15 protein-coding genes are annotated in these 13,631 nt (G+C 44.1%); 8 read left to right on the top strand and 7 right to left on the bottom strand.

The genetic code is table 11. From position 1 onward, the window contains the following. Positions 1-2: 2 nt before the first annotated feature. The 3 genes from kdnB (at position 3) to L5L91_RS09790 (ending at position 2,211) form a co-directional block, all read left to right on the top strand. Positions 3-1,073 carry a 3-deoxy-alpha-D-manno-octulosonate 8-oxidase KdnB gene (gene kdnB / locus L5L91_RS09800; protein ID WP_028760066.1) on the top strand — a complete coding sequence of 357 codons (1,071 nt, stop codon included), beginning with the start codon at positions 3-5 and terminating at the stop codon, positions 1,071-1,073. 97 nt (positions 1,074-1,170) lie between these two features. Beyond that, entirely contained in the window at positions 1,171-1,908 is a 738-nt protein-coding gene (gene kdsB, locus L5L91_RS09795; protein WP_006081834.1) for an 8-amino-3,8-dideoxy-manno-octulosonate cytidylyltransferase KdsB, read from the top strand. A gap of 45 nt (positions 1,909-1,953) precedes the next feature. Beyond that, on the top strand, positions 1,954-2,211 hold the full coding sequence (locus L5L91_RS09790) for a DUF2897 family protein (protein ID WP_263161033.1): 258 nt from the start codon (positions 1,954-1,956) through the stop codon (positions 2,209-2,211). A gap of 166 nt (positions 2,212-2,377) precedes the next feature. Here the strand turns inward: L5L91_RS09790 and L5L91_RS09785 are convergent, their stop codons facing one another. The 3 genes from L5L91_RS09785 to L5L91_RS09775 form a co-directional block, all read right to left on the bottom strand. Beyond that, positions 2,378-2,845, bottom strand: a complete 468-nt coding sequence (locus L5L91_RS09785) for a hypothetical protein (RefSeq protein WP_263236296.1) — start codon at positions 2,843-2,845, stop codon at positions 2,378-2,380. 339 nt (positions 2,846-3,184) lie between these two features. Next, a complete protein-coding gene (locus tag L5L91_RS09780) occupies positions 3,185-4,189 on the bottom strand; it encodes a rhodanese-related sulfurtransferase (RefSeq protein ID WP_028760070.1) in 1,005 nt (334 codons plus the stop codon). A gap of 47 nt (positions 4,190-4,236) precedes the next feature. Next, a complete protein-coding gene (locus L5L91_RS09775; RefSeq protein WP_198573292.1) occupies positions 4,237-4,410 on the bottom strand; it encodes a hypothetical protein in 174 nt (57 codons plus the stop codon). Positions 4,411-4,554: 144 nt separating this feature from the next. Between L5L91_RS09775 and L5L91_RS09770 the strand changes: the two genes are divergently transcribed. Both L5L91_RS09770 and L5L91_RS09765 read left to right on the top strand, forming a co-directional pair. Beyond that, positions 4,555-5,211 carry a glutathione S-transferase gene (locus L5L91_RS09770; RefSeq protein ID WP_263236293.1) on the top strand — a complete coding sequence of 219 codons (657 nt, stop codon included), beginning with the start codon at positions 4,555-4,557 and terminating at the stop codon, positions 5,209-5,211. Positions 5,212-5,398: 187 nt separating this feature from the next. Continuing rightward, positions 5,399-5,596 carry a hypothetical protein gene (locus L5L91_RS09765; RefSeq protein WP_028760072.1) on the top strand — a complete coding sequence of 66 codons (198 nt, stop codon included), beginning with the start codon at positions 5,399-5,401 and terminating at the stop codon, positions 5,594-5,596. Positions 5,597-5,729: 133 nt separating this feature from the next. Here the strand turns inward: L5L91_RS09765 and L5L91_RS09760 are convergent, their stop codons facing one another. Together L5L91_RS09760 and L5L91_RS09755 are read right to left on the bottom strand one after the other, a co-directional pair. Continuing rightward, positions 5,730-7,487, bottom strand: a complete 1,758-nt coding sequence (locus L5L91_RS09760; protein ID WP_105252613.1) for a SulP family inorganic anion transporter — start codon at positions 7,485-7,487, stop codon at positions 5,730-5,732. A gap of 184 nt (positions 7,488-7,671) precedes the next feature. Continuing rightward, positions 7,672-8,298 carry a LysE family translocator gene (locus L5L91_RS09755; protein WP_263236291.1) on the bottom strand — a complete coding sequence of 209 codons (627 nt, stop codon included), beginning with the start codon at positions 8,296-8,298 and terminating at the stop codon, positions 7,672-7,674. Between the two features lie 92 nt (positions 8,299-8,390). Here L5L91_RS09755 and L5L91_RS09750 point away from each other — a divergent pair, with 92 nt between their 5' ends. Further along, positions 8,391-9,749 carry a PLP-dependent aminotransferase family protein gene (locus L5L91_RS09750; protein WP_263236288.1) on the top strand — a complete coding sequence of 453 codons (1,359 nt, stop codon included), beginning with the start codon at positions 8,391-8,393 and terminating at the stop codon, positions 9,747-9,749. A 208-nt stretch (positions 9,750-9,957) separates the two neighbouring features. Here the strand turns inward: L5L91_RS09750 and L5L91_RS09745 are convergent, their stop codons facing one another. Further along, a complete protein-coding gene (locus L5L91_RS09745) occupies positions 9,958-11,865 on the bottom strand; it encodes a cation:proton antiporter (protein WP_263236285.1) in 1,908 nt (635 codons plus the stop codon). Between the two features lie 509 nt (positions 11,866-12,374). Beyond that, a complete protein-coding gene (locus L5L91_RS09740) occupies positions 12,375-12,794 on the bottom strand; it encodes a PRC-barrel domain-containing protein (protein ID WP_028760076.1) in 420 nt (139 codons plus the stop codon). A 285-nt stretch (positions 12,795-13,079) separates the two neighbouring features. Here L5L91_RS09740 and L5L91_RS09735 point away from each other — a divergent pair, with 285 nt between their 5' ends. Together L5L91_RS09735 and L5L91_RS09730 are read left to right on the top strand one after the other, a co-directional pair. Then, positions 13,080-13,241: a DUF3309 family protein gene (locus L5L91_RS09735; protein ID WP_219233657.1), complete on the top strand. Its 162-nt coding sequence runs from the start codon at positions 13,080-13,082 to the stop codon at positions 13,239-13,241. Between the two features lie 39 nt (positions 13,242-13,280). Beyond that, on the top strand, positions 13,281-13,622 hold the full coding sequence (locus L5L91_RS09730) for a BON domain-containing protein (RefSeq protein WP_028760077.1): 342 nt from the start codon (positions 13,281-13,283) through the stop codon (positions 13,620-13,622). Positions 13,623-13,631 lie beyond the last annotated feature (9 nt).

Below are 13,631 nucleotides of genomic sequence, written 5' to 3'. Positions count from 1 at the left end.
CAATGAGTTTTAAGAATTTTAAAGTAGTTGAAAAAATGATCTTCGGCCGTGGCTCATTCGTCCAATTGGATGAAGTGTTAGCTGCTGAACGTAAAACCGCCGACGACTTCGTGGTGTTTTTAGTCGATGACGTGCATCAAGGCAAAGCCCTTGAGGGCCGCATTCCAGCTAAAGCACAAGACATGATAATTTGGGTTAACGTTGATGAAGAGCCAAGCACAATTCAAATCGATGCCCTGACTGAACAAGTTCAAGCTTTCAATAGCAAACTGCCAGTGAGCGTCGTCGGTTTAGGTGGCGGTTCAACCATGGACGTGGCTAAAGCGGTATCGCTGATGCTGACAAACCCAGGTGGCTCTGCCATGTACCAAGGTTGGGACTTAATCAAGAACCCCGCGGTACACCACATTGGTATCCCAACGATTTCTGGTACTGGTGCAGAAGCGTCACGCACCGCCGTATTATGTGGTCCAGTGCGTAAGCTAGGCCTGAACTCAGATTACACAGTATTCGATCAAATCATCATGGATTCTGAGTTAATCGAAGGCGTGGAAACGGACCAATGGTTCTACACAGGTATGGATTGCTATATCCATTGTGTTGAATCGTTACAAGGTACCTTCTTAAACGAATTCTCTAAATCCTACGCTGAAAAAGCCATGGATTTATGTCGCCAAGTGTACTTAGACGACCACGTAGAAAAAGACGACAAGCTGATGATGGCGTCTTTCATGGGCGGTATGAGTATCGCTTACAGCCAAGTGGGTGCCTGTCACGCAGTATCTTATGGTCTGTCTTACATCCTGGGTTACCACCACGGTATCGGCAACTGTATCGCCTTTGATGTGTTAGAAGAATTCTATCCAGAAGGTGTTGAAGAGTTCCGTCTGATGATGAAGAAACATAACATCACGCTGCCGAAGAACATCTGTAAAGATCTGCCAGACGAAACCATAGCGAAAATGGTTGCCGTGACTAAGAGCATGGGTCCACTATGGGCTAACGTTTACGGCGCGGGTTGGGAAGAGAAAGTCACAGATGAAATGTTGACTGCCCTGTTCCGTCGTATCTAAGCTCTAACACATGTTAAAAGGGCTCAATTGTGAGCCCTTTTGTCTATATGCATTGTATATCTACACTGTATGCCTTTGATAAAAGTAGGATAATTTGATGAATGTGACTCTGTTAATCCCGGCTCGTTACGGTTCAAGCCGCTTCCCGGGCAAACCCTTAGCCCCGATTAACGGCAAGCCAATGATCCAACACGTGTATGAACGCGCGTCGTTAGCCAAAGGCCTCACCAATATTTACGTCGCTACCGATGATGATCGCATTAAAGCGGCCGTTGAAGGTTTTGGTGGCAAAGTGGTCATGACCAGCCCAGAAGCGGCATCGGGTACAGATCGTATCAATGATGCAATAAACCAACTGGGACTAAAAGATGACGACTTAGTGATCAACCTACAGGGCGATCAACCTCTTATTGACCCAACCTCTATCGAGCAAGTCATCAGCCTCTTCGAGCGTCACCCTGGTGAGTTTGAAATGGCCACCTTAGGCTTTGAAATCGTCAATAAAGCCGAGCTTGACGATCCTATGCATGTGAAGATGGTGTTCGATAACAACAACTACGCCTTGTATTTCTCTCGTTCGCGTATTCCTTTTGGCCGCGATACTCAAGATTACCCCGTTTATAAGCACTTAGGTGTGTATGCTTATACACGCAAATTCGTACAGGCCTTCGCAGCCCTACCATTAGGTCGTCTAGAAGATCTGGAAAAACTCGAGCAATTACGTGCATTAGAGTACGGCCATAAGATCAAAATCGCCATTAGCGCCTTTGATTCTATTGAAGTTGATACGCCAGAGGACATTCGTAAATGTGAGCAACGTTTAGCGGTTGATTAATCGCCCGTTAGGTGTGCGCGAGTCAATTCGAAACAGGAGCTGAGTATGTCGACCTTAGAAGTCTGGATCATTATTATTTTGATCGTCGGTGTCATCGCCAGCAATCTTGCTGCGTTGAAGTACAGTGCTAAGTTCAAACTGCCGCAGTTCGGTCAACATGGTAAAGATAAGCAGATAAAGCCAGGTACTACGAAGGCTTCGGCAGCAGACAATGACGCCGATGCGGCTTCAAACAAGCCAGGTTCTGCGGACTCCGAACCCAATAAAGCAGATCACAGCAAAACTGAACCACCTAGGGGCTAAGCTCAATGGCGGCTTTTAAAGAGTGAGTCTAAAGATGGCTCTTAAACATGCCTTTTAAAGACTGTGCTATAAACACTGAGCAATGACGTTCGCAAACATAGAAAAGGCGCCACAGGCGCCTTTTTTGTCTCTCAAATAACAAGCTAGCCAATGCCACTCATCCGCCTTAGGCTTTTTTCGCTGATGTGCGACTCAATGGCTGCTCCTCAAGGTGCGCCACTAAAAAGACTAAAAAGCGAAACAGGGATTTAATCTTAAGATCATGATTTTTATTGGGCTCTGCCGCGACTAACTTCTGCAGCGATTTGATTCTAGCGTAAGCATTCTCGACTAAAGCGTCGTTCTCTTTACCGACATATTTAGCAAACTCGGCAAATTCACCAATAAATTTCAGTGTCACTTTACGGTGATTTAACGCAGTGAGTGCTGCGCCCTCTTTCAGTTTTGCCTCAAAAATACTGCATTCTAAACCGCTGGCGATCGCACTTTGCGACAAACCGCTGCTTAAGGCATCGGCCAGAAAACCCAAATTGGCTTTTAACTCGAAGGCAATCGCCTGCTTACTGGCGCTCGATTGCTGCCAGCGACTGCGTTCCTTATCGAAAATATCGTATAGTTCTTTCCAAATGCTCATGCGCTTTGCCTACCTTGCACTGAATCGCTCCCTTCGTATATAGCACTCGACTTTTTTGAAATGCTAGCGTTGTTAATACTAACGTTTTTAATACTAGCGACTGAAAGTTATCATAAATTTAAGGTTTTCGGCATAGCGCTATGATAAATAATAAGTTAAATAATGGCCTAAAAGCACATTCACGCTAAAACTAAAATCTATATAAAAAAATGGCCCGAACGAGTCGGGCCAGAGTGCAAGCCATATTCACTGTGAGAGCCATGTGAAAACTGCCTGAGTGACAAACAAGCTCAGTGCAAACTCATGACTAACTCACTACTCATCTAATGGCATATAAAGTTAAAGCGCTTGCGATTTTTTCGCGTTATTTTTCTCGGCGGCGAGTCGACGCTGCGCTTCTTTTTTCTCACGGCGCGCTTCAATCACTTGATTTACATCGCTACCGATATGCGCTTCATTACGGGCTTTAGCCAGATTCACTTGACGTTCACGCTCAACGAAACGTTTACGCTGCTCGTCAGAAATTTTATCGATACAATGTGGGCAACTGACACCTTGCACATAGGCAGGGCTCTGTTTTTCAGCTTCAGTGATTGGCATACGGCAAGCATTACATTGATCGTATTGGCCTTTCTTCAAGTCATGATTTACCGCAACGCGGTTATCAAATACAAAGCACTCGCCTTCCCACAGGCTTTCTTCCGCTTTGACTTCTTCAAGGTATTTAAGAATACCGCCTTCGAGATGATAGACCTCATCAAAGCCTTGCTCTTTTAAATAAGCAGTTGATTTCTCACAGCGAATACCGCCAGTACAGAACATGGCGACCTTCTTATGTTTAGCAGGATCAAGATTCTGCTTCACATATTCAGGGAATTCTCTGAAGGTTTCAGTCACAGGATTAATGGCATTTTTGAAAGTGCCGATTTGCACTTCATAGTCGTTACGGGTGTCGACTAAAATCACGTCCGGATCAGAAATCAGCGCATTCCAATCTTGAGGCTTCACATAGGTGCCAACCACTTTAAGTGGGTCAATACCTTCAACGCCCATAGTCACGATTTCGTTTTTCAGCTTGACTTTAGTGCGGTAGAACGGCATTTCATCGTCAAATGATAACTTGTGAACGATATTGTCTAGGCCATTTTGGCTATTAAGCCACACTAATAACGCTTCAATCGCTTCTTGAGTGCCAGCAACTGTGCCATTGATCCCTTCACTTGCGAGGAGCAGAGTGCCTTTGATCTCGGCCTGTTCCATCATAGCGAGCAATGGCGCTCGGATAGATTCAAAATGCGGTAACGACACGAATTTATATAACGCACATACGACAACTTTAGCCATAACACCCTCTTTGCTGGCTGGAACTTAATTTCCAGTGCATAAACAAATCAATCATCTGCAGCCTTGCTGCAGATCCCAAAAATAGCGCGGAATTCTACCTGAGTCACAGCAAGATAAACACAGATAAAATACAAGGTCTTTAATTCTTTACGCACAGTGGTGAGAAAAATCATTCTATGATGACAAATTAAGCAGAAATCCCAGTATGAAAGCGTTACCATCTGCGCCCTTTGAATATTGCATGATTGGCACGCAATATTCGCATTGGCATACTCGCGTCATCAATAAGCATGCATAAATACGCTGACATCAGCTTTAGTCGCATCAACTTCCACGCATGGCGCCGCACAGTAGAGGAAATCCGAATGACGCTAGCCGTCTTATACACTTTTCGCCGTTGCCCCTATGCCATGCGAGCACGTTTGGGACTCTTATTAGCCCAATGCAATGTTGAAGTCCGTGAAATCACCCTTAAAGCCAAACCACCACAAATGCTAGCTGCCTCACCTAAGGGTACTGTGCCGGTATTAGTACTAGCAAACGGCGAGGTGATTGCCGAAAGTATTGAGATCATGCGCTGGGCACTCACGCAAGCAGATCCCTTAGAGCTATTGTGTCAGCAAAGTCCTGCTATTGAAGATAAAATGGCACAACTTATCGCGCAAAATGATCAGCAATTTAAACCATGGCTTGACCGCTATAAATATGCCGACCGTTACCCTGAGCAAACGCAAGCTTATTATTATCAGCAGGCGAGTCATTTCCTCCTGCAACTTGAAACATGCTTAGGGCAACACCCCTTTTTAGTCGCCGATACACCTCGCCTTGCCGACTACGCAATCGTACCTTTTGTACGCCAATTTGCCGCAGTGGATCTTAAATGTGCACTTAGTGATGATTTTCCGCGAGTCGCCGCTTGGCTAAATCGACTTATTTCGAGTGAAATATTTATTCGTGCGATGGAAAAATATGTGATCTGGGACGCTAGCCATTCTCCAATTTTCTTGTTAGGAGACGTGTAAGCCAATAAGATTTAAAGATTATTTTTATTTTATGTTATAGCCATCGGTAAAATATTCGAGTAAGGTATTTGCCACTAGGTAACTAATTTAGCTAATCGTAGCTAGACAATCTTCTCAAGAAAAGTAACCACGCCTAAAGACTCAAGGACGTGAATGATAGAACACAAGGATAAGACAGTTGGAAAATATGGATATTAATATCGTTATTATGCTTGGGGGCCTGGTGCTATTGCATTGTCTATTTGCCCTTCGGGCTTTCAAGAGTAAAGTTGATCTCAGCACTAACAAAAAGTGCTTATGGTGCCTACTGAGTCTGATACTCGGCCCTATGGGTTATTATGGTTTTCACGGTTTTATTCCCCTAGATAGAATTCTCAAAGACTAAACGGTAAAACTGAATACCTCCAAAAATCTAGTCATACCATTGATTTACTTATCAAATTAATACAAAAAATAGCGCAACCTTAAGCTGCGCTATTTTTACGACACAGTTTAATCAAACAAGGCATTACAGTTAACTACAAATGACTGTGCAATAATACCGAGTCATCAGGAACTTTTTGGATCACAGGCGCTTGCCCTTCAGCCAAGGCTTGTTTATAGCTTTGATTCATTTTAAGGGCGAGATACAAATCTGGTCGGATCAAAATACCACCTTCCCCTGTCTGCATACCCGCTTGCTCAAACCAACTCAGCATCTGCCGTTTACGTCCCGCAAGCACTAAACGAACGCCACGTTTTTTAAGCAGTTGATGCAAATCAGCCAACATGGCCATCACACTTAAATCCAAATGGGTAAAACAAGGCACTGCATCAATAATGATGCAATCGACAGGCTCAGATTCCCGAATAAACTTTTCCAGCAAACGGCGCTTAAAATACGTCGCATTAAAGTAAGTTAACGGCGAATTAAAGCGATATATAAATACTCCTGGAACAGATTTAGCTTTACCCGATTCATCGACACTACGGATAACGCCCTTATGATCTAAACCAAGCACTTGATCCGTAGGCCGCATCACAGTAGCGAGGAACTGGAATAAACCCAGTAATACAGCCAAGGTTATCCCAGGAATAACCCCAATAAACAACACAGAGAACAAGGTGATACAGGCAAGTAAAAAAGCAGACCTATCCCGCACTCGTAGATTCCACAGTGACTTTAAATCGATAAGCGAGATAGAGGCAATCACCAGCACCACACCTAAGGCGGCACTGGGGATGAACTTCAAAGGCGCAGTGAAAAATAGCGCCACAACACCAATCAATACCGCCGCAATGATAGACACTAACTGGCTCTTACCACCATTGGCATCATTAACCGCAGTGCGGGAATCCGCGCCGCTCACCGCAAAACCTTGAGATATGGCAGACGCTATATTGGCTATTCCTAACGCCCTGAACTCTTTATCGGCATCTATATCGTAACCGTTTTTTGCCGCAAAGCTTCGAGCCGTCAACATCATGCTCACAAAGCTCACCATGGCTAAGTTAAGCGCCGGTACCACAAGCTCACGGGCGATACCTAAATCAAATACAGGCGCTTGGAATGAAGGTAATCCTGAGGTCACTTCTCCGACGACGCTAATATCAAAGCTCGTCAGGTTAAACACCCAAACAAGGAAAGCTGCCATCGCCATTGCGCACATAGAAGCTGGCCATTGGGGACGAAACCGTTTCACTAAGGCATAAGTCGCTAGCGTCACAATCCCCATAGTCAATGTCGGCCAATGGGTTTTGGATAAGTAGGAAGGCGCACCGCTGAGGCGTTCGATTAGATAACGCTCATCGAAGGTAAAACCGAAGATTTTTGAAAACTGTCCCACGATAATGGTAATTGCAACGCCATTAAGCAGCCCCATCAAAATCGGCTTTGATAGAAAATCGGCGAGCACCCCCAACCTAAAACGACTCGCAATCAAGCACCAAAAGCCTGTCATGGCCGTCATGGTCATCACTAACTGCCAGTGCTTCATGCTATCCCCTGCAGCTAGGGGCGTGACAACCGCGGCGATAACAGCACAAGTCGCCGCATCTGGACCCACGATTAATTGTTTTGAGGTGCCAAATAGTGCGTATACCAACATTGGCAATACGCAGGAATACAAACCCACGGCAGCATTCACACCTGTGAGCTGGGCATAAGCAATCGCTACGGGTAATGCCACAGCGGCAACGGATAAGCCTGCGCGCACATCATCCCTAAGCCATTGCTTTTCATATTGTAATAATTGCGCCAATCCCGGCATAAACGAAATCAAACTAGGGAACTTCACTCGGCAACCTCCATATACACACTATCAAGATAAGCAACAAGTATAACTGAGACTGAAAATGTTCAGCTAAAAGGTCATTACCTAAAAAGCCATCAATAGTATGTTGGTTATGGCATAAAGCCAATCATTACGCGAGTGTCTTCCTCAGAATATTTATAGGGTTAGGCACTTAATTCAAGCCAAGCTAGCGTAATATCATAGGTAATGACACTAAGAGCAAGCTACCCATAAACCAATTAAAATGGCGCTTACGTCTATCGGTATTGAGTTTCTTACTGATCGCTGCACCGACAAATACCCAAGTAAATGATGCAGGAAATCCCACTATGTTGAACATTAATACGCCAAGAAACGCACTCAACCAAAAGCCATCGCCACTTAATGTAAAAGCGCTACACAGGGTAATCGTCGACATCCAAGATTTAGGGTTAATCCATTGAAATAATGCAGCTTCAATGAGCGTCATAGGTTTTCGTCCATCATCCAAATGCGTGCTCTGCACTGGCGACGTCACTAATTTGTACGCGAGATACAGCAAATATACTAAAGCGAAATATTTCAATACTTGGTGCAATACCGGTAATGCTTCAAACAAAGTACCGAGGCCGAATAATACCGCAAGATGTAAAGAGGTCGAACCCAAGCGGATCCCTGCAATATGTGGCACGGTACGCAGCACACCAAAATGCGCTCCAGAGCTAGCTAAGAGAATATTGTTCGGTCCGGGAGTCATTGTCATCGTCGCGCAAAATAGCGCGGTCGAGGCCATTAAAGTCCATAATTGTGGATCATAAAGCAGTGCAGTATTCATATTCGCCTTAAATTGTATGCATACATTTGTTGACATAAAAAGATGCAATAAATAATATACGGAGAATATTAGAGATCAATGGATTTATTGTCATGGGTACAATCTGGACGCCAGACCTAACGACTTTTTCAGGCCCGAAATATCAGCGCTTAGTCAGTGCCATAGAACAAGGCATTTTGCAGAAGGTGTTAACCCAAGGCAGTAAACTGCCACCGCAGCGCCGTTTAGCTGATACCTTAGGCATCACAATTGGCACTGTGACCCGCGCCTATGCATTGGCGGAACAAAGGGGTTACGTCGAAGCACGAGTGGGAGATGGCACCTATGTCAACGCCTCCCCTGTACCTGAAATGGGTAACGTACAATTGAATATGGCGACCTGTCAGCAGCCACTCACAGATCAAATCAGCACCCTAAGCGATTGCCTCAGCCAATTAGCGAAAGACCCCACTAAATTGAGTCAGTTACTCGGTTATCGCGCCAGTCCATTAGATCAACACCAACAAGTGTTCCACCAATGGTTAAACCAACGCGGCATACAGCAAACGCCCGAGCAACTGGTCTTTACCCATGGCGGCCAGCAAGCCATTTTTGCCTGTTTGAGCGCATTTTTATCAACAGGCGATGTACTGTTACACGAGCAATACAGTTATCCAGGCGTGAGAATTTGTGCTAAACAGCTTGGTGTCACTAGCGTTGGAGTGCCCCTTATCCACGAAGGATTAGATCTGCCGCGCTTTGAAGCCCTATTACAGATCCACAACCCTAAATTAGTCTATCTCACACTGAATAATCAAAACCCCACTTGCATTCAGTACAGTGAATCACAGCGGCAGAAAATCCTTGAATTATCAGAGCAATATCAATTCTATATCATTGAAGATGACGTGAATTATTGTTTACCTGAAGAATGGCATTCGCCCCTGTGGCAATTAGCAAAACAGCTGGCGATCCCAAGGGTGATTTATATTTCCAGCCTGTCAAAATTGTTTTCTGGCGGCTTAAGGCAAGGTTTTATTCTGGTTCCTGACCCCCTTATCGCCCAAGTGCGACTCGCTATTCATAGCCAATGCTGGATGGTGTCGCCGCTGAATATTGAAATTGCCTGTCAGTTGATAAAGAAAGGTCATATCACTGCAGAACGAGATACGCTCGTACGTCAACGCCAACGTCACTGTATCGCCATGGGCGAACGACTGGGATTAACCCAAACTTGGCGAGGGTTAAACGGTTGGATACAACTGCCAGAAGATATCAAAGCCCATCACCTCGTTACCGCACTGGCCGCAAAAGGCATATTAGTCCGTAATGGTGATGACTTTAATTGCCATGATAATTTTATCCGCTTGAGCCTTGGTGGCGCCGAAAATGACACTCAATTCAATCTCGCGGTTGAATGCATAGAATCGACCATACGTTCCTTAGTGCAAAATGCTTATTCAGTAGTGTAATGACTGCTTGTATAAGAGCTAACTTTCTGCATAAACATGGCTTTCTAGCCAAGTTATTTTTAATACTCTTTTTTGGGCTGTAATCTATAGCTGCAGTAAGATTGGCCATAAAACTCACGCAGCTATGATGCCTTGAATGTGCTATTTGAGAAATATTCTTCAGCTAGTCAAAAAATATTTCGATAATAAATCTTTTGGTAACTTTAACTTATCCAACAGCGTCATCACCTTCGCTTTCATGCTCTTCCGCTTTTACCTTTGCTAAAGCAGATTCTGCTGCTTTTTCTTGGGCTTCCCGCTCTGCAATTGCTTGCTGCACTTTGGCTTCTTCTAAGGCTTCAATTGGCAATAGACTGATAAGCTCAATGCCATTCGGAAATACGGTATCATTACCCGAAACAACGACGACCTTACCTTCTTTCGTCAGGTAAACCAGTGGTATTGCCGTCTCACCGTAACGCTTACGAAAATGTTCAAAGCTGAAGTTTTCGGTTAAATTCGTTACTTTCAGTTGAGCGCCTTTCGCCATTAGGCTGGCTATCTTGGCATAAGACACTGCATCACCAAACAAACATAAACGTTGCTTATAACTTTCAGAGAGCTGGTGGCGCGCACTGCCTACTTCGGTATTATTAAGACCAAAAACTTTTTTAGCACCAAAAAAGTCTTGGAAATGAAAGCTCACTAACGGGTTTAACTGTCGGTAAGGTGAAATAATCAACACGCGGCCAATTCCAGTTAAATCCATATAAGTTTCAGCATGTTCCGAAACAGGATTACCAAAATACACTGGAATATTATCCATACGCGCAAGGCGAATGTTATCCCAGTTATTATCAGCCAGTAGCACTTTGACATCTTTGGCTTTTAAAATTTTAGCTAACTCTCTGGAAAATTTAGAGGCACCAAAGATCAATAAACCTTGGGCAGAATCGGCTTTAACCCCAAGAAATCGTGCCCAACGTCCCGCCGTTAAACTTTGGACCACTACAGTGCCGATAATAATTAAGAACACTAAGGGCACAATTGCATCTGCGCCCTGCACATTGTTGGCTTCTAACTTGATTGCAAATAAAGAAGATACCGCCGCGGCCACAATACCTCGAGGGGCAATCCAGCATAAAAACCACTTATCCGCTTTCGACAGAGATGTGCCTATACCAGAAGCCCAAATACTCAGCGGTCGTGCCAATAACATGGTCACCGCTAAAACACCCAGTCCACCCCAACCTAAGCCGAGCATGGCATTAGAATCTAATCGCGCCGCCAGTAAAATAAACAGTGCAGAAATTAATAGTACGGTTAATGTTTCTTTAAATTCAAGGATTTCAGCAATATCCACACCACGCATATTCGCAAGCCAAATGCCCATAACCGTCACAGTCAATAAACCCGATTCTTCTTGTAATAGGTTCGAGCCGACAAAGATACCCAGCATTAAGGTCAAAACGGCGGTATTACGCAGATAGTGTGGCAATAGGTTGTGTCTTAAGATTTGTCCCGTTAGATAACCCGCTACTGCGCCAAGTCCTAATCCGAGGGACAACATAGAGCCTAAGGCATAGAGCACATGCGTCGTTTGATCGCTAGCAACGGTTATGTATTCAAAGACTAACACTGCGAGCAGCGCACCTATTGGGTCAATCACTATACCTTCCCAACGCAAAATACTCGCCAGCGGGGATTTAGGACGCACACTTCTGAGCATTGGCACGATAACCGTAGGTCCAGTCACTACCACTAGCGCCCCAAAGAGCAATGCAATTTCCCAACTAAAATCCAGTAAATAAAAGGTGGCCGTACTGATACAGGCCCAAGTGATCACGGTACCGATAGTCACAAGATGCGTCACCATACGACCATGATCTTTGATTTCTTTAAAGTTAAGAGTCAAAGCCCCTTCAAATAAAATCACGGCGACCCCGAGGGAAATTATCGGAAAAAGCAAATCACCAAAAATCGCATCAGGATTGAGGAATCCAAGCACTGGGCCTAAAGTGAGCCCACATAGCAACAAGGGTAAAATCGCTGGTAACCGCAGTTTCCAGCCAAGCCATTGACAAAATAACGATAGCACTCCAATTAGCGCTAGCATGCCAGTAATGTGTTCAACCATATAAATCCTTTAGATAACTGAGCTAAATACTAATGAGCTTAGCTTTAATGACGCAGATGACAACAGCATGAACAGTAAGCTGAAATTATCTATTCGATATATCTACTGTTAAATATGACTCTTCCCTCATCACCTATGGAGAAAAAATCAAGAAAACGGAGCAATCTAGCGACATCAAGTAAAATAAGCTGTAGTACAAATCCGAAAACATCAGATTTACCTTAAATAGGGATTTAAACTTAAAATAGAAAAACAAAAAAGCCTTATCTTTCGACAAGGCTTTAATCATTTGATAAAGCGAAGACATTGATCAGCGATACACGCTAGTGACTTTCGATAATACGCTAGCTCAAACTTTTATCATTATTAGGTTTCAACCATGGCGATAAGCAAATTCCTAACAACTAAAATGCGTGTGGGCCCTACTCACTTGATAGACACAACCACACTTATACATATTTACTGAATCCAAATAATAACGCAGGGGATAAATCCCCTGCTTAACACCATTAATCCCTACGGCTACCATAGTAATCGTGCAGTTCGTTTTCCCATTCAACATCTTTCATATTGGGCCAATGGCCTTTATCAAACCCCGGCGCCGTTTTGAGTCGCTCTAATGAGATGTCCATGACAAAACATTTTTGCTCATGATTAAGTGTCAGCATCTTCCAAGGCACTGCAAACAGCTTTTCTCCAAAACCAAAATAAGTACTGAACGACAGTACCGCATACCCGACGTGGCCCGTTTCCACTTCAAGCATAATTTCTTTGATATCCCCTAAGGTTTCACCAGAATTATTAACAACATTATTGCCGATCAGTGTTTCAGCGCCCATCAGATATGGGCCGGGTCCTTGTGCCAATGATGGAGAAGCGAACTGTGGATTGTTGTAAATGCCGTAAACATCGCGATCATGATAATTCATTTTGTTGACCTCTTTATTAGCGCAGCCCATGAAACTGGACAACGGAATAAGTGAAATACCAAACGTTGGTTTCGAATTGAACATGTCCGTCATTGGACATAAGTTAGAGTATGCATCTCTACAATCACTCGCTCTGTTCGGCATACCGCTTATCAGGTAATGCGAATATAAACACATCGACTCGTCAGATCCCTCTAAGTGCGCCAGCGTACCGACATCCCATTTGCTACGGCACAGACTCATGTTACCCAGTGCAAAATTGCCCCGGTATCAGGAAGATTAGCCATGTCAATTGCGACTATTTTATTGATTATTTTAATTTTGTTATTTCTCGGCATGCTCCCCACTTGGCCCCATAGCCGAAACTGGGGTTATCGTCCAGGTGGCTTTATAGGCATAGTACTACTGGTGCTGATTATATTGCTGTTAACGGGACGCGTTAGCTAATGCGCCCCATTTTTACTCTTTATCAAAAAGGATAATCTGATGAGAACAATTAAAATGTTAAGTATCTTCCTGCTGGCTCTAGGCTTAGTCGCCGTGGCCAGTTGCAGTTCTGCATACAACAAAGAAGGTACTGGCGAGTATTTAGACGACAGTGTGGTCACCACCAAAGTGAAAGCTGCCATTTTAGGTGATAAAAACTTAAGTGTGGCCGAGATTAATGTTGAAACCTTTAAAGGCGTGGTCCAGCTCAGCGGGTTTGTAAAATCGCGAGAAGATATCAATACTGCGGTAAAACTAACAAGCAAAGTCCCCGGCGTTATTTCAGTCAAAAACGATATGCAACTAAAATCTGGCGCACCTTCACCGCAACTAAAAAACTAGTCATTTAAT

It is taken from the genome of Shewanella sp. SM55 (assembly GCF_025654025.1).
GTDB classification, from domain to species: domain Bacteria; phylum Pseudomonadota; class Gammaproteobacteria; order Enterobacterales; family Shewanellaceae; genus Shewanella; species Shewanella oncorhynchi.
The sequence above is the reverse complement of the archived record's forward strand: the minus strand, read 5'-3'. Positions and strand labels throughout refer to the sequence as shown.

Coding starts and splice junctions, on each gene's coding strand:
- L5L91_RS09770 (WP_263236293.1), top strand. CDS start 4,555: ATGACGCTAGCCGTCTTATACACTTTTCGCCGTTGCCCCTATGCCATG.
- L5L91_RS09755 (WP_263236291.1), bottom strand. CDS start 8,298: ATGAATACTGCACTGCTTTATGATCCACAATTATGGACTTTAATGGCC.
- kdnB (WP_028760066.1), top strand. CDS start 3: ATGAGTTTTAAGAATTTTAAAGTAGTTGAAAAAATGATCTTCGGCCGT.
- L5L91_RS09735 (WP_219233657.1), top strand. CDS start 13,080: ATGTCAATTGCGACTATTTTATTGATTATTTTAATTTTGTTATTTCTC.
- L5L91_RS09775 (WP_198573292.1), bottom strand. CDS start 4,410: ATGGTAACGCTTTCATACTGGGATTTCTGCTTAATTTGTCATCATAGA.
- L5L91_RS09730 (WP_028760077.1), top strand. CDS start 13,281: ATGAGAACAATTAAAATGTTAAGTATCTTCCTGCTGGCTCTAGGCTTA.
- L5L91_RS09740 (WP_028760076.1), bottom strand. CDS start 12,794: ATGAATTATCATGATCGCGATGTTTACGGCATTTACAACAATCCACAG.
- L5L91_RS09780 (WP_028760070.1), bottom strand. CDS start 4,189: ATGGCTAAAGTTGTCGTATGTGCGTTATATAAATTCGTGTCGTTACCG.
- L5L91_RS09750 (WP_263236288.1), top strand. CDS start 8,391: ATGGGTACAATCTGGACGCCAGACCTAACGACTTTTTCAGGCCCGAAA.
- L5L91_RS09765 (WP_028760072.1), top strand. CDS start 5,399: ATGGATATTAATATCGTTATTATGCTTGGGGGCCTGGTGCTATTGCAT.
- kdsB (WP_006081834.1), top strand. CDS start 1,171: ATGAATGTGACTCTGTTAATCCCGGCTCGTTACGGTTCAAGCCGCTTC.
- L5L91_RS09790 (WP_263161033.1), top strand. CDS start 1,954: ATGTCGACCTTAGAAGTCTGGATCATTATTATTTTGATCGTCGGTGTC.
- L5L91_RS09785 (WP_263236296.1), bottom strand. CDS start 2,845: ATGAGCATTTGGAAAGAACTATACGATATTTTCGATAAGGAACGCAGT.
- L5L91_RS09745 (WP_263236285.1), bottom strand. CDS start 11,865: ATGGTTGAACACATTACTGGCATGCTAGCGCTAATTGGAGTGCTATCG.